This window comes from Lentzea kristufekii, from assembly GCF_033949925.1.
Taxonomy (GTDB): Bacteria; Actinomycetota; Actinomycetes; order Mycobacteriales; family Pseudonocardiaceae; genus Lentzea; species Lentzea kristufekii.
Map to the genome: position 1 here is coordinate 1 of NZ_JAXAVV010000011.1, position 24165 is coordinate 24165.

Consider the following 24165-nt stretch of genomic DNA (forward strand, 5'->3'; position numbering starts at 1 on the left):
CGGACGTCGCCGCGGCCGACCCGTTCCCGACTCGAGGACACCGTCATGACCACAGTCCCCACACCTCCGGTGTTGCACCGGCTCACCGTCCAGCACGTCCGCGACGACGAGTTCATGATCCGGCTCCGTGCCCACGAACTGCACACCGACCAACCGGACACCGATCGCGCGTTGTCTCCGATCGAGCTGTTCGTGGCGTCACTCGCGACGTGCGTCGCTCACTACTCCGGGACGTTCCTACGCCGTCATGAACTGTCGCGAGCCGGTCACACCGTGCACGCCGATTACGCGATGGCGACGGACCGGCCGGCCCGCGTGGCCAGGATCCGCGTGACCGTGCAGGTGACCGCTTCGCTGACACCGCAGGAGAAAGCAGCGCTGCAGGCAGTCGCGAACCACTGCACCGTGCACAACACGCTCCGGCAACCGCCGGAGATCGAGATCCGTGTCGACGAGGAGCCGCCATGACCACCGAGAACGCGCCGATCGTCGTCGGTGTCGACGGGACGCCCGCCTCCGACCAGGCCCTGCGCTGGGCGACGCACGAGGCGACCCTCCGGAACTGCCCGCCAGCAAGCGACGAGACATAGGGAGGCAACGATGACTACCGCCGCCACCGGTTATCCGGTGCACGTGCACGCGCGGCTCGACCCCGGACTGAGCCGGTGGTTGTGGCTGGTGAAGTGGTTCCTCGCGATACCGCACTACGTGGTGCTGGCGTTCCTGTGGCTCGGGTTCGTGGTGTTCAGCGTGGTGGCGTTCTTCGCGATCCTGTTCACCGGCCGCTATCCGCGCGTGCTGTTCGACTTCAACGTCGGCGTGCTGCGCTGGTCGTGGCGCGTCGCCTACTACACCTACGGCGCGCTGGCGACCGACCGCTACCCGCCGTTCAGCCTCGGGGCCGAGCCGGACTACCCGGCGACGCTCGACATCGCTTACCCCGAACACCTCTCTCGCGGACTGGTGCTGGTGAAGTGGTGGCTGCTCGCGATCCCGCACTACCTGATCGTCGGGTTCTTCGTCGGTGGCGGCAGCTATGTCGCCTACCAGACAGGGCAAACCGTCTACAACTCCGGCGGCGGGCTGGTCGGGCTGATGGCGTTGTTCGCAGGCGTGGCGTTGCTGTTCACCGGGCGGTATCCGAAGGGGCTGTTCGACTTCGTGCTCGGCATGGACCGCTGGGCGTTGCGCCTGGCCGCCTATGCCGGACTGATGACGGACACCTATCCGCCGTTCCGGTTCGACTCGGGCGGCGACGAGCCCGGCACCACGACGATCGACCAGGAACCGCCGCCACCCGCTCCTGGACATCAGGGCTGGACTCCTGGACGTGTCATCGCGGTCGTGATCGGCGCGCTGTTGATGATGACCGGTGGCGCTGTCGGTGGCACGGGTGGGGTCGGGCTCTGGGCCGACTCGACGCAACGTGATGTGGCCGGATTCCTGAGCACCGGCTCGGAGTCGTTCCGCAGCGCGGGATACGCGCTGGAGTTCGGCACGCTGGAGCTGCGCTGGACCGACGCGGACTGGGTGCTCGCCGACAACTGGCTCGGCGAGGTCCGGCTGAAGGCGGACGACGACGTGTTCGTCGGCATCGGCAGAACGAACGACGTCACGCGCTATCTGTCCGGTGTGGAGCACGACGAGGTCAGCACGGCCGAATCGCGCGTGACGTACTGGCACCGCGACGGCGGCGCACCGGCCGATCCCGGTGTGCAGACGTTCTGGGCCGCGTCGGGTACCGGCGAGGTGACCTGGCGAGCCGAGCAGGGCAGCTGGACCGCGGTGGTGCTCAACGCCGACCGGTCACGGGTGGTCGACACCAGTCTCGCAGCACAGGCCGAGGTGCCCGTGCTGCGACCGCTGTCGATCGGCCTGATCATCGGTGGTGGCGTCATGTTGTTGCTGGGTCTGGTCGTGATGCTCGTGGCCGCGCTGACGGCTCGTCAGTCCCGGCGCAACGGCACGACTACCTCGGTGAGGTAGTCGTCGGCGCTGCTTGCCGCGTCCGGGCCGGTGAGGTAGAGCTCGCGCGGCGGACCTGCCTGGTGGAGGCCGTGTTCGTGGATCCAGGCGAACACGGCCTCGTACGCGGCGGGGATGGTGTCGTAGCGGCCGCGGTGGAACGTCTGCGCCACCGGTCCCGAGGGCAGGACGACCACGTCGATCGGGCCACGCGCAGCGGGCGTGCCCGAGATCGGCAGGAACAGGTCGAGCTCGAACTCGCCGTCGGTGGGAGGCCCGGGGTAGGCGAGCTGCGGCGGTCCTGCCGGCGTGACCGAGGAGGCCGTCGCGAACTCGTAGAGCTCCTCCAGACCTCGGCCGACGGCGTCGGCGATGTCGGCCGGTGCGGTGCGGACTCGCTGGTGACAGGTGACGGTGGAGGCCAGTTCGGTGAGTTTCACTTCGTAGGTCATGAACCTGAGGATCGGTCGCCGACGGCGAGCGGGGCAGAGTCCAACGTCTCCAGGAGCCGGGCCACTTGACGGTGGGCAACGAAGTGAGGGCGAAACGCCTGTGGTGGAGCAACGGAGGTGGTCAGGATGCGTGCTTTCGACGTGATGTCGTCGCCTGCGGTGACTGTGTCGCCACAGGCGACGGTCGAGGAGGCGGCAGCGCTCGTCGCGGAGCACGGCTTCGCCGCTCTGCCGGTCGTCGGCGGGAACGGCGAGCTGGTCGGCCTGGTGTCGGGGGAGGACCTGCTGCGCGAGCAGCTGCGGGCGAGGAGCTCGGCTCCGCGGGTAGCGGACGCGATGACCCCGCGCGTCGTGGCGGTGGACGCCGACATGCCGGTCGGGGAGGTGGCCCGGCAACTGCTCGGCCACCACTACCGGTCACTGCCCGTCGTGTGGGGTGGTGCGGTGATCGGCGTGGTGAGCCGCGAGGATCTGATGCGAGCACTCATGCCGCAGGACGAAGCCACCGCGGCGAGGGTGAGCAAGTTGTTGTGCGACAACCTCGGCGCGCGCTCGTGGGACGTTGTCGTGCTGGGCGGTGCGGCCACCGTGCTGGGAACCTTCCACGACCGCGGGGAAGAACTGACCGCGACCGCCCTGGCGGGGTCCGTGCCAGGGGTGTGTTCCGTCGTGGTGCAGCCCTGTGCACCCCCGGCTTGACGCGCGCCTGTCAGCGCAAGGGGCGGCTCAGGAGCGCACCGGCGAGAGCGGTGCCGATCGCGGCGGCGGTCGCACCGCCCAGGATCTGTCTGGTCTGGCCGGTGACCAGGTTGAGCAGGTCGTCGACAGTCGGCCGACCAGTACCACCGCGGCCTGCCGGCACACGTACGCGAGCGCCAGCAGCACCGGGGCGGCGATGCCGCCCCGGTGCTGCTGGCGCAAGCGGTCTGTCATGGCTTCGGGTGGTTCGCGACCACTACGGCGCCGAACAGCGCGGTGCCGTTGACGGTCAACACGGGCGCGTCGTCGAGGAGGGCGTGGTCGCTGTTGTCGGTCTTGTCCTCGATGCCGCCCATGAAGGGCAGGCCCCCGACCGACACGCGCCAGCCCTCCGGCACGAGCACGTCGACGCCGCCGAAGAGCGCGAAGGCGTCGATGTCGGCGTCCTCGTCGATGTGCGACTCGCGCAGGTCGAGCGTCGCGCCACCGAAGATGGCCGAGACGTCGGCGTGCCGCAGGTGCTGAGAGCGCTCCCGCGTGGTCGCGCCGCCGAACACCGCGATGGGTGTGCGGGTCCCGTGGTGCCTGCGCAGTCCGACGAGCACGGCGATACCGACCCCGGCGAGCAGAGTGGGCACCAGGAGGTCCCCTGTCGTCCAGTCGAGCGTGCCGGCGAGCAGCACGAGCCCGAGCACGACGAGCACGACGGGCCCGAGCGACACCCGGCGCTGCGAGGCCATCGCGACGACCCCGAGAACCACCACGGCAGCAGGCCACCAGTCCGCGACGACGGGTCCGGCGTGGAGTACGTCGACCGCGTCGAGGATGCCGAACACGCCGAGTGTGACGAGCACCAGCCCGACCCACAGCCGCACGGGTTTCACGGCTGTTCTCCCTGCCGCTCGACCTCGATGGACCAGTCGACCGCGAGCGCGGCGATGGCACCGATGGCCGTCACGACGGGCGCGGCGATCGCGGCCACCACGCCGGCGGTGACCGGGATCTCCATCACGGTGTGTCCCTTGTCGTTCTTGATGATCAGACGCCGGACGTTGCCCTCGTGGATGAGCTGCCTGACCTTGTCGACGAGCGCCTCGCCGCGCAGGCGGGCCTCCGTCTTCTGTTCGATGGACATGGTTGTCTCCCTTCCACGACCACGATGTCCCCAGGCGCGCTCACGGGTCAGTGGCCTTCGGTCCCACGTGGAAGGGTCGTCGGCCACTGCCGCCCTGATGACGTCACGCTGAGGTGGTCGACGACGGCGCGGAGGTCACCGCTTTCCCGCAACACGAGGCGTTGTCTTGCCGCCCCGCCGCCGTGTTTCCTCGGCCAGGCCAGGTGGTGCTCCACGAACCTGAGATCGCCGGCGTCGCGCAGCGTGTCGTGCACGTGCGACACCAAGTGGTCGACCAGGGCCCATCCCGTGCAGGCCCGGCCCGTCACCGCGTCGAGGCAGCGGCCCTCCAGCCCGACCGTGGCGGCTCGTGTACATGCGGCGCGGATGATTGCGTCCGGACGGTTTTCCCTTGGTGTGCAGACCAGTGCGGTGCCGACGAGCGTTCGTGTGAGTGCGGCCTGCAGCAGCGTTTCCTCCACGGTCGTCGCGACGTCTGCGGCCCGTACCTCGACCGTGGGGACGTGCCGGGACGGGCGGACGTGGTAATGGACCATTCCGGCGTCGGCGATGACACCGGCGTCGACCAGCCGCGCGACGAGGTCGTCGTAGTGGGCCGCGCTGTGGAACCGCGGAGGCACACCGCAGACCGGCCAGCGCGACCAGACGGTCGTTCGTCAGCTGGCGTGCCCGGTGTCCCTGCCGTCGAAGAACGGTGAGTTCGCACCGAGCGCGAACAGCGCCGGCAACCAGTGGTGGCGGCACACCGGCCGGGGCGTGCTCGCCCCGGCACTCGTGCATCTCGCGACCAACTTCGGCGGTGTGCTCGTCGCCTGGTACGTCCTCTCAGCGTGATCGCCGCAGGCCCGCGCGGGCAGGGCCGAAGGCCTCGCGGAAAGCAGGACGCTGGGCCGTGGGCGGTGAAGTCCGCTGGTGCTGCACTGAGGAGATGGACCAGCTCAGCCCGTTGGACGCCGCGTTCCTCGAGGTCGAGGACGCTGACCCGCACGCTTCGCTGGCGATCGCCTCGGTGGCGGTCGTCGAGGGACCGGCACCGAGCCAGGACGAGTTCCTCGCACTGATCCGTTCGAAGCTGCACGTGTTGCCTCGTGCCCGGCAGAAGCTCGTGCGCACGCCGCTGGACCTGAGCACACCGCAGTGGCAGGACGATCCGGCGTTCGATCTCACCTATCACCTGCGCCGCACCGCTTTGCCCGCACCGGGCGGCGACGCCGAGCTGTGCGCGCTGATCGCACGGATCATGGGGCAGCGCCTCGACCGTGAACGGCCGTTGTGGGAGTACTGGGTGGTGGAGGGCCTCGCTGACGGGCGATGGGCCGTCCTGGCCAAGGTGCACCACTGCATGGCGGACGGCGTGAGCGGCACCATGATGTACGACGTGATGTACGGCGACGCGCCCGCGCCGGAGCCTCCGGACGACGCCTCGCCTTCGAGCCTGCTTTCGTTGCTGGCCAACGTGGTGCGTGCACCACTTGATCTGGCAGGCGGTCTGCTCTCGCTCGTGTGGTCGTTGCTGCCGGTTCGCCCGTCGACGCTGTTCGGGCAGCTCGGCTCACCCCGGCTCTACCGGCTGGTGCGCACCTCGTTGCCCGAGGTCAAGGAGATCGCGCACACCTTCGGCGTGACGGTGAACGACGTGGTGCTGGCAGCGATCACCCAGGCTTACCGCGCGCTCCTGCTGGAGCGTGGGGAACGGCCGTCACCGCACAGTGTCCGGACCATGGTGCCGGTGTCGGTCCGCGGCGATCGCAAACTGGACAACCAGGTGAGCCTGCGGCTCGCGTTCCTGCCGGTCGACGCGGAGACTGCCGTCGAGGCGCTTGCCCAGGTCCATCGGCGTTTCACCGACGCCAAGCAGGAACACCAGGCCGAGTCCGGTCAGACGCTGGCCCTGCTCGCGCGGCACGAGCCGTTCGCGCCGCTCGCCTGGAGCGTGCGGCTCGGCGCCATGATGCCGCAGCGCAGCATCGTCACGGTGACCACGAACGTGCCAGGTCCGCGCAAACCGTTGAAGGTGCTGGGGCGCCGGATCGTCGAGATCCTGCCGTACGTACCGATCGCCATCCGGATCAGGACCGGCATCGCGGTGCTGTCGTACACCGACAGGGTGGCGATCGGCATCACCGCCGACCGCGACAGCACCCCGGACGTCGACGTGCTGGCCGAGGCGCTGCACAAGGCGATCGCCGAACTGCTCATCGAGTCACGGCGCGACGCAGCGCCCACGCGCCGAGGCTGAACAGCAGGGTCGCAAAGCCCAGCAGCACGCCCAGATGCGGCGCGATGGTGAACAGGTCGCCGCCGCGCCTGGTGAGTGCCGCGAAGCCGTCGCTGGCCCAGCCGTGCGGGGTCGCGAACGCCGCCGTCCGCGACGCGGGGCTGAAGAACTCGACCGGCACCGTGGAGATCGGCGAAGAACCGCAGGTTCTCCCGCCGCAGGTTCCGCCTTCCGCGATCGCGAACCACACGTCGTCCACGGCCCGAACGTCATCGAACCGGCGTCTCAGCCCGGAGCATGAAAGGACCGCCCCGGTGCGCTCCTTCCAACGGCACCACGACGACCGGACAGCGGGAGTTCCTGAGGCAGTACGCCGTGACGGAGCTCATCACGTGCACGCCCGCCCGGTGGTGGCCGTGGTCGCCGACCACCAGGAGGCCGGCGTCCGCCGAACGTTCGACGAGGACCTGACCAGGCTGGCCCTGCGGCACCTCCTGGTCGATCCTCACGCCGTCGACGGCCGTGCCGAGTGCGTCGACCGCGGCCGTGAGCTCGTTGCGGTGTGCACCGGCGGACGCCGGGCTGAGCTGACTGACCGACATCGCCAGCACAGAAGCGTTGGTGCGCTTCGCTTCCTGGACGGCCCACGCCAGGGCGGACTTCGCGGCGGGCGACGGGTCCACGCCGACGACGATGCGGGACTGGGGCTTCATGGCTTCTCCTTGAGTCGTGACGTCAATCCCGTGAGGAACAACCACCGCGCCGAGATCATCGCGGCTGGGCCTTCGCCCTGACGATGCGCAGCGCGACGAAGAGAGCGGCGACGGCGACAGCGCCCGCGGTGGCGACCAGCCGGTTCACGTCGACCGCCGGCTCCCAGCGGACCTTGCCGTCGCTGATGACGTACGCGCCGGCGGGCTTGGCGTTGAGGCCGAAGCCGCCGCCTTCACCTTCCTGGCCCTTCTCGTCGCGTCCGCTGCCACCGCCCGATCCGCCGGACAGGGTCGCGGCGGCGATCACGGTGATCCCGTCCTTCTCGTAGGGCTCGGCGTAGACCTTCTTCGCCTCGAGCGAGTCCTTGGTCCTGGCGATCAGCTCGTCGATCTTCATCACCGCTCCTGGAGGTCGTTTTCCAGATATCAGCGTCGAACGGGAGCGGGGTGGCGAGACAGGGCCTCAGGTCCTCCCGCAACAGGGACCAGGCTCGTTCGCGTTGATGCCTGAAGGCACTCGGGTGGCTGCCTACCGTCGACCCATGGCAGATGTGATCGCCGTGTCCGGCCTGTGCAGGGCGTTCGGCCGGACGACCGCACTCGACGGTCTCGACCTGACCGTCCGCGCCGGTGAGGTGCACGGGTTCCTGGGCCCCAACGGCGCGGGCAAGACCACGACGTTGCGCATCCTGCTCGGGTTGCTGCGCGCGGACTCCGGCTCCCAGGACCAGGGACCCAGGTCCTACCTCGCCCGGCTCCTTCGGACCTGTCGATCGGAGATCGTCATGGGTGAGAGTGCGGGTATCACTTCGATGGAGGTTCTCGATGAAGCACGCAGGCGCGACGGAGATCGGCAACGTCGTGGTCGAGCTCGACGACCGGATCGCGGTAGCCGCGAAGCAGTACGCACACGACAAGATCGCACCGCTGGCGCGCTACGCACCTGAACCGGCCGAGTTCGCCCACGTCCGGCTGATCCAGGCCGGCCCGCGTGCGATCGCGGCGCACGTGAACCTGGACGTCAACGGCACGCAGGTGGTCGCCAAGGCGGAGGCACCGACGTTCACCGAGGCGGTGGACGCCGTTCACGACCAGTTGCGGAGCCTCCTGGTCAAGATGCACAACTGATCGTCAGCCGAGCTCTGCCCGTACGGCGGTGACCAGCTCGGTGACGGCGGCGGCGACGGCGGGACTCAGCCCGGTGCCGAACCGGACGTCCGCCACCTCCACGGCGTAGACCACGAGCTGCTCGGGCCGGCGGTCGAGCGCCTCGGCCAGCTCCACGGCCTCGGGCACGCCGAAGCCGTGCGAGCTGGCGGCCGGAATGGTGTGGGGCAACGTGGTGCGGTGCCACCGGCCGGGTGCTGAAGGCGTGCAGCGGACCGCGTCGACGATCACCACGACCTCGGCGCCGTCCCACGCCTCCATCAGCCGGACCGGGTCGCCGTCGCTGATCTCCGCGCGGACACCGGACGCTGCCAGCGCACGGGCCACGGCCGGGCCGACACCGTCGTCGCGGCGGAACTCGTTGCCGACCCCGATCACCACGGAGGTCATCTGCGTTCCCTGGTGAAGTCGAGGAAGTGGGCAGAGCAGGAGATGCACGGGTCGTGGTTGCGGATCGTCCGCTCGCACAACGACTGCAGCGCGTGGTCGTCGAGGTGCTGGTGCGATCGAACCACCTGCGTCACGTCGGCCTCGATCGCCGACTGGTTCTGAGACGTGGGCGGCACGATGTCGGCACTGAGGATCCGGCCCGACGCGTCGAGCTCGTAGCGGTGGTAGAGCAAGCCGCGCGGTGCCTCCGTGACGCCGTGCCCGGCCCCGGCACGCGGGCTCACATCAACGAACGGCCTGTCCGGGCGCTCGTAGGACTCGATGATCCGCAGCGCCTCCTCGACGGCGTACACGACCTCGACGGCCCGCACGACGATGCTGCGGAACGGGTTGCGGCACACCGGGCCGAGTCCCGCAGCCGCGGCCGCCTCCTGGGCGACAGGGGAGAGGCGGTCGGAGTTGAGGCTGTACCGGGCGAGTGGGCCGACCAGGAACATCCGGTCGTCCAGCCGTGCGTGCAGGGCCGTGGAATGTGGCACTTGGTGCTCCACGACGTGGTCACTGAACTCGGCGACGGGAAAGGCGAGTCCGGTGCTGACGTGCGGCGTGCCGCGGTCGAGCGGGTAGCCGCCGACGTCGCGCAACGCCATCAGATCGTGCGGCACTTCGAGGTCGGGGAAGTCGAACCCGGCCACCCACTCGAGTGTGGCCAGCGCGTCGCGCAGCGCCTGCCGCAGCGTTGTGGCGAGTGGACGCAGTTCGTCGGCTGCCGGCACCCGGTAGAACCCGCCGACGCGCACGTTGACCGGGTGGATCGCGCGCCCGCCGATCACGTCCATGATCTGGTTGCCGGCCTTCTTCAGCGCAAGCCCGCGTTCGACCACCGCCCGGTGAGCACCCGCCATGGCGATGCCGTCCGGGAAGCCGAGGAAGTCCGGAGCGTGCAGCAGGTAGATGTGCAGGGTGTGGCTGGAGATCCACTCGCCGCAGTACAGGAGCCTGCGCAGCGCTCGCAGCTGACCGTCCACCCGCACGCCGCACACGTCCTCGATCGCCAGGCACGCGCTCATCTGGTACGCCACCGGGCAGATGCCGCAGATGCGTGCGGTGATGTCCGGCGGTTCGCGAAAGCTCCTGCCGCGCAGGAACGCTTCGAAGAACCGGGGCGGCTCGTAGATGTTCAGCTCGACGTGGTCCACCTCGCCGTCGACGGTGCGCACGTGGAGCGCGCCTTCGCCTTCCACCCTGGCCAGGCCGGCGACCTGGAGCGTGCGGTTCGCTCGATGGGTCATATCCACTCCGCGTTGGCGTTGAAGGTGCGGAACACCAGGTGCAGCTCCTCGTCGCCCATGCCGCTGCGTCTGAGCAACGGCACCAGCGCGGGCACGTTGGGCCGGTTCATCGGACCGAAGCAGCCGTAGCAGCCGCGGTTGACCGCTGGGCACAGCGCACCGCATCCGGCGTGTGTGACCGGCCCGAGGCACGGGGTGCCGTGCGCGACCATCACGCAGGTGAGGCCGCGGCGCTTGCAGTCGGTGCACACGCTCGTATCAGGCAGATCGGGCGCTCGCCCGGCCAGCAGCGCGGTGAGCACCTCGAGCAGTTGTCCCTTGTCGATGGGGCAGCCGCGCAGTTCGTGGTCCACGGTGACGTGCGCGGAGATGGGTGTCGAGGTACCGAGCGTCGCGATGTGCTCGGGACGGGCGTAGACGATCGAGCGGAACTCTTCGACGTCGGCGAAGTTCCGCAACGCCTGAATGCCGCCCGACGTCGCACACGCGCCGACGACGACCAGCACCGCGGACTGCTCCCTGATCCAGCGGATCCGCTCTGCCTCCTCGGGCGTGCTCACCGATCCCTCGACGATCGAGATGTCGTACGGCCCGGGTTCGCTGACGCTGGTGACCTCGAGGAAGTGCGCGATGTGGACGCGTTCGGTCAACGGCAGCAGCTCGTCCTCGCAGTCCAGCAGGGTGAGCTGGCAACCGTCGCACGAGGTGAACTTCCACACCGCGATCGTGGGCATCACAACTCCTTCGCCAGCAGAAGGGGTTCGGCCACCGGGTAGCCGGTGACCGGACCGTCGCGGCACAACAACAGCGGCCCGAGCTGACAGTGCCCGCACAGACCGATGCCGCACTGCATGTTCCGTTCCAGCGACACCTGGATCCGCGCGGCGGGCACACCCCGGCCGAGCAACGTCCTGGCGCAGAACCTCATCATGGGCTCCGGGCCGCACAGCAGCGCGGTGGTGCGGTCCGGGTCGAGCGGGATCGACGCGAGTGGTTCGGTGACGAAGCCGATGCGGCCGTGCCAGTCGTGGTCGCCGTGGTCGACGGTGAGCACGACGTCCACATCGGACAGTGCTGCCAGTTCGTCCGCGTACAGCAGGTCTTGTGGCGTGCGAGCGCCCGCAACGAGAACCGTTCGTCGGCTGGGGTGGCCGAGCACCGGCCGGAGCGGGGCGAGCCCGATGCCGCCCGCGACCACGAGCAGGTCCTCGACGTCGTCGAGCCGCCAGGCCGTGCCGAAGGGGCCGCGCACTCCGATCACCGTGCCCGGCGCCGCGTCGTGCAGTGCCCGGCTCACCGCACCGACCGCGCGCACGGTGTGCACCAGCGTGCCGTCACCGGGCACACCGCTGATCGAGATCGGCACCTCGCCGATGCCGTGTGCGTAGAGCATGGCGAACTGGCCCGGCCGGAACGTGGGCAACGACTCGGCGACCGGCCGCAGCACCAGGGTCGCCGAGTCGTGTGTCTCGACGGTGCGCGTCACCACGCGGTAGGGCGTCGGTACCCACGTCGTCATGCGGGGTTCCGGTAGAGGTCGAGCAGACGGATCCGGGTGGCCTGCAACCGGTTCAGCAGCGCGTCGAGCAGGATCAGCGACACCTGGTAGCCCAGTGCCGGGTCCTCGTCGGCGAGCGCGCGCAGCGCCCCGGTGTCCACGACGGCTGCTCTGGTCGGGGACACGACGGTCGCGCCGAAGTGCCACCGGTACGGCGGCACCAGCCACGACCATCCGACGAGTTCACCGGGCCCGATGCTCTGCAGGGTGATCCGGCCGCGCGGGGGCACGACCGTGTCGACCATGACGCATCCGGTCAGCACCACCCAGCACTGGTCGGCGAGTCCGCCCTCCTCGAACAGCCGCGTGCCGGGCTCGTAGTTCTCGATCCGGCTGACCCCCGCGATCGCCGCGCGCTGGGTGTGCGACAGGCGCGTGAACAGGGGAAGTGCGTCGAGGTCGGTCATGGGTGTGGTCATGGTCGCTTGCCTCCCGCCAAGGCTGCTGCTTCCTCGGTGATGTCGATCCCTGCCGGGCACCAGGCGATGCACCGTCCACAGCCGACACACCCGGACGTGCCGAACTGGTCGTGCCACGTGCCGAGCTTGTGGGTCATCCACTGGCGGTAGCGGGCGGCGCCGGACGTGCGGACCGCACCGCCGTGGAGGTGGGAGAAGTCGATCTCGAAGCACGATGCCCAGCGCTGCGAGCGTTCCGCGTTCCCGTCGAGATCGGTGGTGTCCTCGACGGAGACGCAGAAGCAGGTCGGGCAGACCATCGTGCAGTTGCCACAGGTGAGGCACCGCTCGGCCACGGTCTCCCAGTGCGCGGAGTCCCGGCTGGAGGCTAGGAGGTCGCGCAGGTCCAGTTCGGGCATCGCCCGGCCCATGCGCCCCCTCGCTGCCTCCACGTCCTGCTCGGCGAGGGTGATGTCGTTCGGCGCCGCAGCGCGGGCGGGTACGCGGGCGAGTGCCGCGGCGCCGTCCTCGGTGCCGGAGGTCGCGAGGAACCGGTGTCCGCCGGAATCGATCCGTTCCGTCAGCGCGATGTCGTAGCCGGCGCCCGCAGCGGGTCCGCAGCCCATCGAGGCGCAGAAGCACACCTCGCCGGGCTCGGTGCACTGAGCGGCGACCACGAACGGGGCTCTACCGCCGACGATCTGGCGCAGCTTGGCGATCGCGGCGAGGTCACACGGCCGCACGCCGAGGAACGCGTAGTCCGGCGCGTCGTCCCCGGCGGAGTGGAATCCTTCGCCGTCGCTGGAAACCAGCGCTCGACGCGGCGGATGCAGGAATCTCTTCCACGACTGCGGTCCGGCCGAATGACCGAAGACCGCGGCGTCCGCCCGCTCACGTACCCGGTAGTGGCCAGGACCTGTCTCGACGCCCCACCCGCTCGGCAGGTCCGTGGCGGAGCTCAGCTCGGCCAACGTGATCGCGTCGTCCCGCAAGACCGGTCCGACGACCGCACGGCCGCCTTCGCGCAGCACGCCGATGAGCGCGTCGAGACCGTCGAGGTCCAGCACGACGTCCATGTCCGCCACCTCCTGAGTTCATCCCTCATCGTCACGGCCCGGCCGGTGCGCTCCCAGTGACCAAGGACCCTCCGGTGAGGCGCTTCGGTCCCTGTGCGGGCTGTGATGCCGGTGGTGGGCAACAGCAAAGGACACGGCGTCGCCGTTCGGACCCCGGCACCCGATGCACATCGGGGACTTCGTCGACGAAGGCGCTCACGTCGTCCGCGCGGAGCTGCCAGACCCGGAAGCCGGACAGCTGCCCCGGATCAGCAGATCCGGGGCAGCTGCTCGCCGACCAGCACGTCGACGACACGCGACGACCCCACCAGCGTGTGCGCCACAACGCGGCCGGGCACTCCGTGCGTCACCTCGCCGATGATCGTGGTCTCCGACCCCTCCGGCAGGGCTCGCATCGCCGCCACCACCGCGTCGGCCGAAGCCTGCGCCACGAACGCGACCAGGCAGCCCTCGTTGGCCACGTGCCACGGATCGAGCCCGAGCAGTTCACACGCGGCGGCGACCAGGGCCGGCACCGGCACGGCCGACTCGACGATCTCCACGCAGACATCGGAAGCCGTGGCGATCTCGTTGAGCGACGTGGCGAGGCCTCCCCGCGTGGGATCGCGCAACACGTGCACGTCCGCGCCCCCTGCCGTGATCATCGCGGCCACCAGGTCGTGCAACGGCTGACTGTCGGACGCGATGTCGGCGTCGAAACCCAGTCCTTCGCGGGCGTTGAGGATCGAGATGCCGTGACTGCCGATCGGCCCGGACACGAGCACGACGTCACCCGGCACAGCGCTCGCCGCCGACGGCCACGCGTCACGAAGCCGGACGCCCACACCGGTCGTGGTGATGTAGAGCCCGTCGGCGGCACCGCGCCCGACCACCTTGGTGTCACCGGTGACGATCGGGACGCCCACCGCGCGGGCGGCGGCTGCGGCGGAGTGCGTGATGTCGCGCAGCTCGGAGATCGGCAGGCCCTCCTCGATGATGTACGCGAGGCTGAGCGCGATCGGCCGGGCGCCGCGCATGGCGAGGTCGTTCACCGTGCCGTGCACGGCGAGTGAACCGATGTCTCCGCCGGGGAAGAACCGCGGCGTCACGACGTAGCTGTCCGTGCTGAACACCTGGTCCAGCCCGATCAGGGCGGCATCCTCCAGCGGGCCGGTGATGCCCAGCGCGGGCGTGATGACCTCGGCGAGCAGCTCGGCCATGAGCTGGCCGCCGGAGCCGTGCCCGAGCAGGACGCGTTCGGTTTCCACGCGGGGGACGGGGCAGGAGAGTGTCATCGGTGCTCCAGGGTTCGGCCGGCGTTGAAGAACGCGGCGCAGGTGCCCTCGCTGGACACCATCGGCGCGCCCAGTGGCGTTCTGGGGGTGCAGGTGCGCCCGTAGGCGGTGCAGTCGGTCGGCACACGGGTGCCGCGCAGGATGTCGCCCGCGATGCAGTCGGGCGATTCGCGCGTCACGAGATCACCGACCGCGAAACGGGTCTCGGCGTCGTAGCGGGCGAACTCGGGGCTGAGCGCGAAGCCGCTCGAGGGAATCGTGCCGATGCCCCGCCACGTCCGGTCGGTCACCTGGAAGACACGTCGCATCGCTTCCTGCGCGGCGGAGTTGCCGGAACGGCGTACCGCGCGGACGTACTGGTTCTCGACCTCCGCGCGGCCCTGTTCGAGCTGCCGCACCGCCATCAGGATTCCTTCGAGCAGGTCGAGCGGCTCGAATCCGGTCACCACGATCGGCACGCCGTACCTCAGCGCGATCGGCTCGTACTCCGTCCAGCCCATGACCGCGCAGACGTGACCCGCCGCGAGGAACGCCTGAACCCGGGTGTCCGGTTCGTCCATGAGCGCCGTGATTGCGGGCGGCACGAGCACGTGGCTGACCAGCGCGCTGAAGTTCGTCACGCCCGCCGAGGCGGCGTGCAGCACCGCCATCGCGTTGGCAGGTGCGGTCGTCTCGAAGCCCACCGCGAGGAACACGACTTCGCGTGCGGGGTTCTCCTGTGCGATGCGCACGGCGTCGAGGGGCGTGTAGACCACCCGCACGTCCGCGCCGCGGGCCTTGAGGGAGAGCAGATCGCCGGACGTACCGGGTACCCGCAGCATGTCGCCGTAACTGGTGAGGATCACCTCCGGTCGCGCGGCGATCGCCAGTGCCCTGTCGATGATCTCCAGCGGTGTCACGCACACCGGGCAGCCGGGGCCGTGGATCATCCGGACGCCGGCCGGGAGCAGCTCGTCGATGCCCTGCCGCACGATCGTGTGCGTCTGGCCACCGCAGACCTCCATGATCGTCCACGGCTGCGTGGCCGTGGCCCGCAGCTCGGCCAGCAGGCGCCGGGCCAGCACGGGATCGCGGTACTCCTGCAGGTGCTTCACGGTCCCAGCTCCGTCTCGATGGCGTCCGGCATCGCGCGCAACACGGCGAGCGTCTTGGCCGCCTCCTCCTCGTCGACCAGCGTGATCGCGAAGCCGACGTGCACGATCACGTAGTCGCCGACCTCGGCCTCGGGCGTGTAGGCGAGACAGACCGGCCGGCGCAGCCCGTCGAAGTCGACGGTCCCCGAGCGGGGCTCGGCGTCGTCCAGCGTCACGATCCGTCCCGGAATCCCCAGACACATCAGCGGTCCCCTCCTGCCAGCAGGGCCGCCGCCACGGCGGCCTGGCCATAGCTGATCCCGCCGTCGTTGACCGGCACGCGCTCGCCGACGAGCACCTGGAAGTCTCCGAGTTCGCGGACGACGGCGTCGACCAGCCTGCGGTTCTGGAACACCCCGCCGCCCAGGCACACGGTGCGGACCCCACCCGCCACCTCGCGCACCAGGGCCGCGGTGACCTCCGCGATCGTGGTGTGGAACCGGGCGGCGGTGACACCGGCCGCGTCGCCGCACGTGACGAGATCGCGAAGGGTCGGTACGGGGTCGTAGACCCACATGCCGTCACGCCGGTGCAGCTTCCAGTCCAGCGCCGGGCCTTCGTGGTTCGAGGCCACGGCCTCCAGCACCACCGCCGCCTCACCCTCGTAGGAGTTCTCCTCGCACAGCCCCAGCAACGCGGCGGCGGCGTCGAACAACCTCCCGGCGCTCGACGCGAGCGGGCTGTTGACCTGCCGCTCGATCATGCGGCGCACGAGATCGCCTTCCGGCGTCGGCCGGACGTCCGGAATGGACGGTGCGCCGAAGTCCTCTGCGCCGTGGAGGTAGCCGAGCGCCATGCGGGACGGCCGGCGCACCGCGACTTCGCCTCCAGGCAGCGGTGCGCGGCCGAACCGGCCGACCCGCCGGTACTCGCCGTACGTGGCCAGAAGGATCTCGCCACCCCACAGGGTGCCGTCGTCACCCAGCCCGAGGCCGTCGTACGCGACACCGATGAACCGGCCCCGCACACCGTGTTCCGCAGCGGTCGCCGCGACGTGCGCGTGGTGGTGTTGAACAGGGATCCGGTGCTTCCGCGCCCACCGTCCGGCGTACCGGGTCGACAGGTAGCGAGGATGAAGGTCGTGTGCGCAGTACTCCGGGACCACGCCCTGCCAACGGCACAGCGCTTCCGCGGTGCGTTCGAACGCGGTGAGCGTCTCGGTGTTCTCCAGGTCGCCGGTGTGCGGTCCGAGAACCGCGCGGTCGCCGATCGCCAGCGCCGTCGTGTGCTTGAGCTGTGCGCCCAGCGCGAGCACCGGTGCGGGCGATGACACCGGCAACGGCATGGACGCCGGCGCGAATCCCCGTGCCCTGCGCACCATTCGCCCGGCGCGCACAACCGAGTCGTCATAGCGCGTGAGAATCGGCCTGTTGTGCGACAGGACGCCGTCCACCAGCGGTCCGAGTGTCGCCTCAGCCTCCTCGTCCGAGATCACGATCGGTTCACCGGACCGGTTGCCGCTGGTCACGACGAGAGGACGCGCGAGGTCGTGCATCAGCAGGTGGTGCAACGGGCTGTGCGGAAGGAAGAGCCCGACGTCCATCACGCCGGCGCGTGCGGGCAGCACGATGATCGGGGCGGAGGGGGAGTGCATCAGCTCGGCTGCTTCTTCGTCCACATCGGACAACTCGCGTGCCGCGGTGAGATCTCGGACCATCACGGCGAGCGGTTTGCGCGGCCGGTGCTTGAGCTTGCGCAGCCGGGCGACGGCGGCCTCGTCCGAGGCATCGCAGACCAGCTGATAGCCGCCGATGCCCTTGACCGCGACGATGCCGCCACGCGCGATCGCCGCGGTGGCGAGTCGCAGGGCCTCACCGCCGGGCACGGCGCCCCAGCGCAGCCGCGGTCCGCAGCCGGGACAGGCCACCGGCTCGGCGTGGAACCTGCGGTCGGCTGGATCGTGGTACTCGGCCGAGCACGAGTCGCACAGGGGAAACCCGCGCATCGTCGTGCGGGACCGGTCGTAGGGCATCGACTCCACGATCGTCGCCCGCGGTCCGCAGTCGGTGCAGTTGATGAACGGGTAGCGGTGGCGCCGGTCACCGGGATCGAACAGCTCCGCCACGCAGGCGTCGCAGGTCGCGAGATCGGGAACGACGGTGCGTGGCCCGGCCGCGAATCCGCTGTCCCGCACGACGAATCCGTTGCGCCTGGAGTCTTCGTGCGGGGTGACGGTGATGTTGTCGATGCGTGCGTGGCGTGGTGCGCGTTCGAGCAGAGCCTGCCGGAACGCGCTGAGCGTGTCCGGCGGCCCGCACGCGGTGATCACGACGTGCCCGCCGACGTTGCGCACATCGCCGTGGATGCCGAGTTCGGTCGCGAGGCGGAAGACGTGCGGCCGGAACCCGACACCCTGCACGGCGCCGTGCACCTCGATGCGTTCGGTCGTGAACACGGTTCTTGCTCCCGCCTCTGGCGATGGCCTGCTCTCGAACCTCGCATCGGCGGCAGCACGGCGTGAGGGGCCTAGGTCCTGCGTGAGCCGGGACCGTTGGGACCCTGACGTGCGAGAAGCACCAGGCCGGCACCTATGAGCAGGGTGAGCAGACCGCTCAACGCGAGTCGCGCAGCACCTGTACCGGTCGCGGCCAGTTCCGGTGTGCCGCCAGGTGGAGCGGTGTCCGGCGGCGGGCCACCGCCCGGCGGTGTGCCTCCGGGCGGAACGGCATCCGGATCGGGCTGATCGGGTCCGGGGCGGACGACCACGTAGTGCGAGGGGTAGCCGTTCTCACCGTCCCGCACGACGAACTCCTCGCCGTAGTAGAGCCGCCACGGGCCGACCACACCGAGGTGGTACGGGCCTGCCGGCACGTTGTAGAACGAGAAAAGGCCGTTGGCATCGGTGACAGCTCGAGCGACGACCTTCTTGTCGATCTGGTCACGCAGGTAGACCTTGATGCCCGGCAACGCCACGCCGTTCGGTGGTCCGAGGATGGGGTCGTGCGTCAGGTTGACGAGACTGCCGGCCACCCGCGGCGCCACGCCACCGGGAACGCGTGCGAGCGCTGTGAGCCCAGGGGTGAGACTGCTGCCGCTGGCGCTGACCATGCAGTACAACCGGATGTAGCCGGTCGAAGCCTCGGCATCGCCGATCGGTGCCGTTGTCACGACGAAGTCGCGTTTCTCACCAGGCCGCAGGGTGGCGCCCCGGCTGCCCGGTGTCAGCTCCCCCTCGTCCGCGCTGTCGCAGTCGGCAACCAGATCGGTGAGGAGCACGGTGCTGGTGTTGTGCAACGACAGGACCGCTCGCGGGATGTCGCCGCGCCGATACGACGCCTGTGGGAAGGCCAACGATGCCTTGAGCCTGTCCTGCGACAGCTCTGGCGTTGCCCGGAGGAGGACGTCGGGGTCGTCCACACCGTCCACCGTCCCGCCCCAGCTGGGCACGTACCACCCGGAGCCGTACCAGTTCACGAACGTGTAGTAGCTGCCGGCGGGCAGATCGCGGAACACGGCCACGCCGTACGCGTCGGTGGTGGTGGTGCGGTCGGTGTGCGGGGAACCACCCGAGATGTGCACGCCGACACCGGCAAGTGCCTCGCCGGGATCCATCACGTGATCGCCGTCGCGGTCCCCGTAGATGGTGCCGCGGAAGCTGCCGCGCGGGATGACGACCGGTACGGACACGGTCACCGTGTTGTCGCCGGGATCGGCGTCCGGTTCACCGTCGAACTGCCGGACGGTCACGACGAGCCGCACCGCCTCCGCGTCCGTCGACAGTCTGCCGTAGGTGGTTCCTTCGACGGTCTGTCCCGGCTCGATCGGCACCCCGTAGAGGTCGAAGGGAGGCCACCAGCTGTTGTCCAGGTTTCCGGTCCAGCTCAGCACGACCTTGTTCGCGGTCGCGGTACCCGCGTTCGTCACGGCCGCGTGGACGAAGATGGTCTCGTCCGCACGGTACGAGGATTTGTCGAACCACACCCGCAGGCGCAGGTCTGCCAGCTCCGCCGCCGGTTCTGCCGGCACGACAGGCGCGACGGGCGCGGAAGACCCGGAGGACGTGGTTGTCGGTTCGGGCGTTCTGGACGAGGTCGGGCCGGGCTCTGCCGGGTCGGTCTCGGTAGGCGCGGTCTCAGTAGGCGCGGTCTCGGTAGGTGCGGTCTCGCTGGGTGCGGTCTCCGGCGGACTGGGCGACACCGTGCCGCTCGGGCCGGTCGGAGCCTGGCCGTCGGCCAGCACTGGTCCGGTGGACATGCCGAGGCACAGCACTGCCGTCAGCAACCCGGCTGCAGCCGATCTGAGCAATCGGGACATCTCTTCCCCCTACGCAGTCGAGTACGGTTCGTCGCGCTCGATCGACGGCGACACCTCGGGCTTCCGCCTGTGTCCCCGGCTCTTCTCCGCCAGCTCGTCGGCGAGGTGTTCCTGACGCTCCTCTCCCCGGTAGCGCGCCAGGACCGTCATCGTGATCGCGTGGGCCAAGGCCAGCAGGAGCAGCACGATCCCGAGCTTGGTCACGAGCTTCTGCAGCTCGCCGTCCACGGGCAGGTCGACGGTGGAGATCAGCGCGACGAGCCCGAGCACGATCAGCGAGAACAACGTGGTCGTGAGCCAGCTGGCGGCCACGCTCATGCCGGGGTGGTCGTCGTCGCCGAGGTACTTGCGCCCGCTGATCGTGATGATCACAGCATCGATCACCACCAGCAGCGTGCTGACGACGAGGAAGGCGATGTAGCTGTCCGTGTCCATGCCCTCAGGGTCGAGGCGGGACGGACAGCGGGACAGGGAACATCGGCCCCGATCCGGTGGGACGTCACGCCCTGTGTGTCCTTCGCCGGTCCGGATGAGATGCAGTCATGACTGTCGCGACAACGGGACTCTCCTCGGCCGAGGCGGCGAGGCGGCTGCACGCCGACGGCCCGAACGCGCTGCCGGCCGCGCGGCGAAGGCATCCGTTGCTGCTCTTGGTGGAGCAGTTGGTGCACTTCTTCGCGCTGATGTTGTGGGGCGCGGCGGTGCTGGCGCTGGTTGCGGGCATGCCCGCGCTGGCGGTCGCGATCGTCGTGGTGGTGGTGCTCAACGGGCTTTTCGCGTTCGCCCAGGAATATCGGGCCGACCGCGCCGCGCAGCGGTTGGGTGATCTGATGCCGTTGCGCGCCACGGTGCGCCGGGACGGACACCTTCGGCAGGTCGACGCGTCCGAACTGGTCGTCGGTGACGAGCTGGTGCTCGAGGCCGGTGCTCGGGTGTGCGCTGACGGCGAGGTGCTGACCGCGGCTGGGCTCGCCGTCGACGAGTCGATGCTGACCGGTGAGAGCGTTCCGGCGAGACCTGAAACGGGACGACACGTCTACGCGGGCACCTACGTCGCGGAAGGTGAAGCATCGGTGCTGGTGACCGCGACTGGCGGGCACACGAAGCTGGCGGGCATCGCCACGTTGACCCAGGAGGCGAAACCGCCGCGCAGCCCGCTCGCGTCCCAGCTGCACAGGGTCGTCGTGGTCGTCGCGGTGATGGCGGTCGTCGTCGGTGCGGTCTTCTTCGGTGTCGCAGTGCTGCTGGGACTCCCGCTCGCCGAAGGTTTCCTCTTCGCCATCGGCGTCACTGTCGCGCTGGTGCCGGAGGGACTGCTGCCGACCGTGACGCTGTCGCTGGCGCGTGCGGCGCAGAACATGGCGGCGAGGAACGCGTTGGTGCGCAAGCTCGACGCGGTCGAGACGTTGGGCGCGACGACGTTCATCTGCACCGACAAGACCGGCACGTTGACCCGCAACGAGATGTCCGTTGTGCAGGTGTGGACGCCTCGTGGCGAGGTGACCGTGCATGGCAACGGATATGAACCCACCGGCACCGTGAACGGTGCCTCCGGCGCGGTCGGCCAGGTGCGTGCGCTGGCGTCGAGCGCCAAGCGGTGTTCACCCGCCGCCCACGTACGCCACCATGACGACAAGTGGCTCCCGGTCGGCGACCCGATGGAGGTCGCCCTGCACGTCCTCGCCGGACGTCTGGGTGTGGACGGCCCGTCGGCGGACGCCGTGCGGTTCCCGTTCGACCCGAGGCGCCGGCGTTCGTCCGTTGTGGACTCAGACGGCGTGCACGTGACCGGCGCACCGGACTCCGTTCTGCCCCTCTGCGGGATGGTGCTCGGTGCGCAGGACGCCCTGGCGGCGCTGGCTCAGCGCGGGCTGCGCGTCCTGGCTGTGGCACGCAGGCCCACACGGCCGGGAGACGAGGAGTCCTGGCGGCACGCCGAACAGGATCTCGAGCTGCTGGGTCTGGTGGGCCTGCAGGACCCGCCGCGGGACGACGTCGCCGAGGCCATCGTGTCGTGCCGGTTGGCGGACATCCGCATCGCCATGATCACCGGTGACCATCCCGCCACGGCGCGGGCCATCGCCGAGCAGGTGGGTCTGCTGGGTCCCGACGGCCTGGTGCTGGAGGGCAGGGAGCTGCCGGCCGACCAGGACGAGCTGGGCTCGTTGCTGGACCGGGACGGCGTCGTGGTCGCCCGCGTCACGCCGGAGGACAAGCTGCGCATCGCGACAGCGTTGCAGCGCAGGGGACACGTCGTCGCGATGACCGGCGACGGAGTAAACGACGGCCCGGCACTGCGCGCGGCCGACATCGGCGTCGCGATGGGTGCCTCGGGCACCGACGTGGCGCGCGAGGCGGCGGACCTCGTGCTCCTCGACGACCACTTCGGCACCATCGTCGCCGCGGTCGAGCTGGGCCGTGCGACGTTCGCGAACATCCGCCGCTTCCTCACCTACCACCTCACCGACAACGTCGCCGAACTCACGCCGTTCGTGGTGTGGGCGCTGTCCGGTGGCTCGATCCCGCTCGCGATCACCGTGCTCCAGGTGCTCGCGCTGGACATCGGCACGGACCTGCTGCCCGCGCTCGCGCTGGGTGCGGAGCCGCCGAACAAGCGGACCATGCGTGGACGCCTGCGTTCCGGGGCGCTCATCGACGGAGGCCTGGTGCGCCGAGCTTTCCTCGTGCTCGGCCCTGCGGAGGCAGCGATGTCGATGGTGGCGTTCCTCTCGGTGCTGTTCGTGGGTGGCTGGCACTTCGGCGAGACCCCGGATGCGGCGTTGCTCGCGACGGCGTCCGGCACCGCGTTCGCCGCGATCGTGCTCGGTCAGCTCGCGAACGCCTACGCGTGCCGCAGCGTGATCCGGCCGGTGCCGCAGGTGGGTCTGCGCGGCAACAGGTTGCTGCTCTGGGCGGTCGCGTTCGAACTCGCCGTGCTCGCGGTGTTCCTGTTCCTGCCACCGCTGCCTGACCTGCTGGGTGGGCACGCACCCTCGGCGCTCGGCTGGGGACTGGCGCTGGCGACGGTTCCCGTCGTAGTGCTGGCCGATGCTCTCGCAAAGGCGTTTCTCATCCGCAACGCCCACTTCACACGGCCAGAGCGGCCCCTTACGCCGTAACGACGCCACCTGGCCGAGTTCTGGGTTCGGCATGGCGACGGCACGACGAGGCAGGGGCACGCCCGAGAGGTGGCCGACTCCTGATCGCTTGGCGGACCGCGCGGAAGCTTCGGCACGCACCGAGCGGTGTTGCTTCACCCCGGTCAGGTGAAGCAACAACACCGACACAGGGCATTCCACCTGACGACGGAGGAAGACGTGCACACCTTCGACAGCTTTGATCGCGCGATCCACCTGCCGGCACCTGTTTGCTCGAACTGCGGATGTCAGGTGGCTGGGCACGGCGCCGAGAACGACGACGGGCGACCGAGGTGGGAACGTCAGGTGCGCGAGACCGCGTGTGCACCTGCTGCGGTTGCCCGGCGGACGGGAACGATGACCTCCGTCAGGTAATCCTCCGGACACCTCGTGTCGGCCGGACCGGTCAGGTACACCTCGGTCGGTTGACCCGCGACCTCGTAGCCCGCCCGATGAACCCAGATGTACAGCGCGTCGTAGGCGCCGGTGATGTCCTCGTGCGGGCCCTTGTGATGGACGTGCGCGACCTCTCCGCCAGTCCGGCGGACCACACCGCCGGCGAGCTGCCGGGTGTCCGGTGCCACCGGGAGACTCACCTCGACCTGCACCGCGGCACTGCGGCGAGGCTCGCTCAGGTAGCAGACCTCCGGAGGCCCGGAGGTCTTGAGACCGACCAGTTCAGCACCTTCGGCAAGTCCTGCCTGCGTGCGTCGCACGGCCTCCACGACCCGGCCGGTGGGGGCGGTCATCCGGACGCACAGTGCTGTGCTCGGTTCAAGTTGCTTGACGTGGACTGCGTAGCGCATGGCTGTCCTCCTTGCCCGCGTCGGACGGGAACGGCGATCTCGGCGAGGTGATCACGTGGGTCGAGGCCTTGCTCCGGTGTGCAGAGGTGGACCACGGTGAGCGGTCCGGCGGGCTGGTAGCCGCGGCTGGCGACCCAGGCGAACAGCACCTCGCAGGTGGTCGCCAGATCGCCGGCTCCGGGATCGAGGAACATGCGGGCGACAGTTCCTCCTGGCCTGAGCCAGAGGCTGCTGAGCACGCCCGCGGTGGGGACGCCGGTGACGGGAATGCGAACCTCGACCTGTGTGCACCTCCTGGGTGGCCCGAGCACGGCCACCTCTGTGGGGCCGGCACATCGCATCGAGGCACGGCCTGCGGCGATCACCAGCATTTCCTCCGTGCTTCTCACGGCATCGCTCATGCGCGCCGCCGGGGCGGTGAGCCGCGTCCGCAACACCGTGAGCGGCTCCCACGAGTCGAGGTGGACTACTTCGGTTACGAGCACCATGCGCACACCT

General features: G+C 69.8%; 27 protein-coding genes and 2 pseudogenes. 9 read left to right on the top strand and 20 right to left on the bottom strand.

The features are described 5' to 3' along the window. The first annotated feature begins 45 nt into the window (after positions 1 to 45). From SK571_RS22405 to SK571_RS22415, 3 genes are read left to right on the top strand one after another with little or no spacing between them, the layout of a single operon-like run. Entirely contained in the window at positions 46 to 468 is a 423-nt protein-coding gene (locus SK571_RS22405) for an OsmC family protein (RefSeq protein ID WP_319986040.1), read from the top strand. After that, positions 465 to 590, top strand: coding sequence for a universal stress protein (locus SK571_RS22410; RefSeq protein WP_319986041.1), 126 nt, complete (start codon positions 465 to 467; stop codon positions 588 to 590). The genes SK571_RS22405 and SK571_RS22410 overlap by 4 nt, the downstream gene beginning before the upstream one ends. Before the next feature lie 10 nt (positions 591 to 600). After that, a complete protein-coding gene (locus SK571_RS22415; RefSeq protein WP_319986042.1) occupies positions 601 to 1986 on the top strand; it encodes a DUF4389 domain-containing protein in 1386 nt (461 codons plus the stop codon). Here SK571_RS22415 and SK571_RS22420 read toward each other — a convergent pair. After that, the gene (locus SK571_RS22420; RefSeq protein WP_319986043.1) at positions 1947 to 2417 is read right to left on the bottom strand and encodes a GyrI-like domain-containing protein; all 471 of its coding nucleotides are present in this window, start codon (positions 2415 to 2417) and stop codon (positions 1947 to 1949) included. The two genes, SK571_RS22415 and SK571_RS22420, sit on opposite strands and share 40 nt — an antisense overlap. A gap of 126 nt (positions 2418 to 2543) precedes the next feature. Here SK571_RS22420 and SK571_RS22425 point away from each other — a divergent pair, with 126 nt between their 5' ends. Then, the gene (locus SK571_RS22425; protein WP_319986044.1) at positions 2544 to 3116 is read left to right on the top strand and encodes a CBS domain-containing protein; all 573 of its coding nucleotides are present in this window, start codon (positions 2544 to 2546) and stop codon (positions 3114 to 3116) included. Positions 3117 to 3346: 230 nt separating this feature from the next. On the opposite strand, the gene SK571_RS22430 is transcribed toward SK571_RS22425, so the two are convergent. The 3 genes and pseudogenes from SK571_RS22430 to SK571_RS22440 form a co-directional block, all read right to left on the bottom strand. Next, the gene (locus SK571_RS22430) at positions 3347 to 4000 is read right to left on the bottom strand and encodes a LiaF transmembrane domain-containing protein (RefSeq protein ID WP_319986045.1); all 654 of its coding nucleotides are present in this window, start codon (positions 3998 to 4000) and stop codon (positions 3347 to 3349) included. Next, positions 3997 to 4251, bottom strand: a complete 255-nt coding sequence (locus tag SK571_RS22435) for a DUF4342 domain-containing protein (RefSeq protein WP_319986046.1) — start codon at positions 4249 to 4251, stop codon at positions 3997 to 3999. The genes SK571_RS22430 and SK571_RS22435 overlap by 4 nt, the downstream gene beginning before the upstream one ends. Positions 4252 to 4298: 47 nt before the next feature. Then, positions 4299 to 4997: pseudogene (locus SK571_RS22440) on the bottom strand (carboxylate-amine ligase). Between SK571_RS22440 and SK571_RS22445 the strand changes: the two are divergent. Both SK571_RS22445 and SK571_RS22450 read left to right on the top strand, forming a co-directional pair. Next, positions 4924 to 5085, top strand: coding sequence for a hypothetical protein (locus SK571_RS22445; RefSeq protein WP_319986329.1), 162 nt, complete (start codon positions 4924 to 4926; stop codon positions 5083 to 5085). The pseudogene SK571_RS22440 and the gene SK571_RS22445 sit on opposite strands and share 74 nt — an antisense overlap. 94 nt (positions 5086 to 5179) lie before the next feature. Next, positions 5180 to 6490: a wax ester/triacylglycerol synthase family O-acyltransferase gene (locus SK571_RS22450; RefSeq protein ID WP_319986047.1), complete on the top strand. Its 1311-nt coding sequence runs from the start codon at positions 5180 to 5182 to the stop codon at positions 6488 to 6490. On the opposite strand, the gene SK571_RS22455 is transcribed toward SK571_RS22450, so the two are convergent. From SK571_RS22455 to SK571_RS22465, 3 genes are read right to left on the bottom strand one after another with little or no spacing between them, the layout of a single operon-like run. Then, positions 6447 to 6728 carry a hypothetical protein gene (locus SK571_RS22455; RefSeq protein ID WP_319986048.1) on the bottom strand — a complete coding sequence of 94 codons (282 nt, stop codon included), beginning with the start codon at positions 6726 to 6728 and terminating at the stop codon, positions 6447 to 6449. The genes SK571_RS22450 and SK571_RS22455 overlap by 44 nt on opposite strands. Positions 6729 to 6738: 10 nt before the next feature. Further along, positions 6739 to 7182: a universal stress protein gene (locus tag SK571_RS22460; protein ID WP_319986049.1), complete on the bottom strand. Its 444-nt coding sequence runs from the start codon at positions 7180 to 7182 to the stop codon at positions 6739 to 6741. Positions 7183 to 7237: 55 nt separating this feature from the next. Then, the gene (locus SK571_RS22465; RefSeq protein ID WP_319986050.1) at positions 7238 to 7579 is read right to left on the bottom strand and encodes a spore germination protein GerW family protein; all 342 of its coding nucleotides are present in this window, start codon (positions 7577 to 7579) and stop codon (positions 7238 to 7240) included. Between the two features lie 145 nt (positions 7580 to 7724). Between SK571_RS22465 and SK571_RS22470 the strand changes: the two are divergent. Together SK571_RS22470 and SK571_RS22475 are read left to right on the top strand one after the other, a co-directional pair. Next, positions 7725 to 7901: pseudogene (locus SK571_RS22470) on the top strand (ATP-binding cassette domain-containing protein); the annotation flags it as partial. A 106-nt stretch (positions 7902 to 8007) separates the two neighbouring features. Continuing rightward, positions 8008 to 8310, top strand: coding sequence for an HPF/RaiA family ribosome-associated protein (locus SK571_RS22475; RefSeq protein WP_319986051.1), 303 nt, complete (start codon positions 8008 to 8010; stop codon positions 8308 to 8310). Between the two features lie 3 nt (positions 8311 to 8313). On the opposite strand, the gene SK571_RS22480 is transcribed toward SK571_RS22475, so the two are convergent. The 12 genes from SK571_RS22480 to SK571_RS22535 all read right to left on the bottom strand — a co-directional run bounded on the left by SK571_RS22480 (position 8314) and on the right by SK571_RS22535 (position 20159). After that, complete coding sequence (locus tag SK571_RS22480; RefSeq protein WP_319986052.1) at positions 8314 to 8739, bottom strand: hydrogenase maturation protease; 426 nt, start codon at positions 8737 to 8739, stop codon at positions 8314 to 8316. Next, positions 8736 to 10031: a Ni/Fe hydrogenase subunit alpha gene (locus SK571_RS22485; RefSeq protein WP_319986053.1), complete on the bottom strand. Its 1296-nt coding sequence runs from the start codon at positions 10029 to 10031 to the stop codon at positions 8736 to 8738. Before SK571_RS22485 ends, SK571_RS22480 begins: the two co-directional genes overlap by 4 nt. Then, positions 10028 to 10765 carry an NADH-quinone oxidoreductase subunit B family protein gene (locus SK571_RS22490; protein WP_319986054.1) on the bottom strand — a complete coding sequence of 246 codons (738 nt, stop codon included), beginning with the start codon at positions 10763 to 10765 and terminating at the stop codon, positions 10028 to 10030. Before SK571_RS22490 ends, SK571_RS22485 begins: the two co-directional genes overlap by 4 nt. Next, the gene (locus tag SK571_RS22495) at positions 10765 to 11550 is read right to left on the bottom strand and encodes an FAD/NAD(P)-binding protein (protein WP_319986055.1); all 786 of its coding nucleotides are present in this window, start codon (positions 11548 to 11550) and stop codon (positions 10765 to 10767) included. The genes SK571_RS22490 and SK571_RS22495 overlap by 1 nt, the downstream gene beginning before the upstream one ends. Next, positions 11547 to 12008 (bottom strand): Crp/Fnr family transcriptional regulator, encoded by a 462-nt coding sequence (locus tag SK571_RS22500; RefSeq protein ID WP_319986056.1) that lies wholly within the window; start codon positions 12006 to 12008, stop codon positions 11547 to 11549. The genes SK571_RS22495 and SK571_RS22500 overlap by 4 nt, the downstream gene beginning before the upstream one ends. Next, the gene (locus tag SK571_RS22505; protein ID WP_319986057.1) at positions 12005 to 13063 is read right to left on the bottom strand and encodes a 4Fe-4S dicluster domain-containing protein; all 1059 of its coding nucleotides are present in this window, start codon (positions 13061 to 13063) and stop codon (positions 12005 to 12007) included. The genes SK571_RS22500 and SK571_RS22505 overlap by 4 nt, the downstream gene beginning before the upstream one ends. Before the next feature lie 248 nt (positions 13064 to 13311). Then, entirely contained in the window at positions 13312 to 14337 is a 1026-nt protein-coding gene (gene hypE, locus SK571_RS22510) for a hydrogenase expression/formation protein HypE (RefSeq protein WP_319986058.1), read from the bottom strand. Next, positions 14334 to 15431: a hydrogenase formation protein HypD gene (gene hypD, locus SK571_RS22515; protein ID WP_319986059.1), complete on the bottom strand. Its 1098-nt coding sequence runs from the start codon at positions 15429 to 15431 to the stop codon at positions 14334 to 14336. The genes hypE and hypD overlap by 4 nt, the downstream gene beginning before the upstream one ends. After that, on the bottom strand, positions 15428 to 15673 hold the full coding sequence (locus SK571_RS22520; RefSeq protein WP_319986060.1) for a HypC/HybG/HupF family hydrogenase formation chaperone: 246 nt from the start codon (positions 15671 to 15673) through the stop codon (positions 15428 to 15430). The genes hypD and SK571_RS22520 overlap by 4 nt, the downstream gene beginning before the upstream one ends. Beyond that, on the bottom strand, positions 15673 to 17865 hold the full coding sequence (hypF, locus tag SK571_RS22525) for a carbamoyltransferase HypF (RefSeq protein ID WP_319986061.1): 2193 nt from the start codon (positions 17863 to 17865) through the stop codon (positions 15673 to 15675). Before hypF ends, SK571_RS22520 begins: the two co-directional genes overlap by 1 nt. Before the next feature lie 71 nt (positions 17866 to 17936). Beyond that, positions 17937 to 19724: a hypothetical protein gene (locus SK571_RS22530; RefSeq protein ID WP_319986062.1), complete on the bottom strand. Its 1788-nt coding sequence runs from the start codon at positions 19722 to 19724 to the stop codon at positions 17937 to 17939. Positions 19725 to 19733: 9 nt separating this feature from the next. Continuing rightward, positions 19734 to 20159, bottom strand: a complete 426-nt coding sequence (locus tag SK571_RS22535) for a hypothetical protein (RefSeq protein ID WP_319986063.1) — start codon at positions 20157 to 20159, stop codon at positions 19734 to 19736. Positions 20160 to 20266: 107 nt separating this feature from the next. Between SK571_RS22535 and SK571_RS22540 the strand changes: the two genes are divergently transcribed. Further along, the gene (locus tag SK571_RS22540; protein WP_319986064.1) at positions 20267 to 22843 is read left to right on the top strand and encodes a cation-translocating P-type ATPase; all 2577 of its coding nucleotides are present in this window, start codon (positions 20267 to 20269) and stop codon (positions 22841 to 22843) included. A gap of 320 nt (positions 22844 to 23163) precedes the next feature. Here the strand turns inward: SK571_RS22540 and SK571_RS22550 are convergent, their stop codons facing one another. Continuing rightward, positions 23164 to 23667, bottom strand: coding sequence for a GyrI-like domain-containing protein (locus SK571_RS22550; protein ID WP_319986065.1), 504 nt, complete (start codon positions 23665 to 23667; stop codon positions 23164 to 23166). Positions 23668 to 24165: the final 498 nt, after the last annotated feature.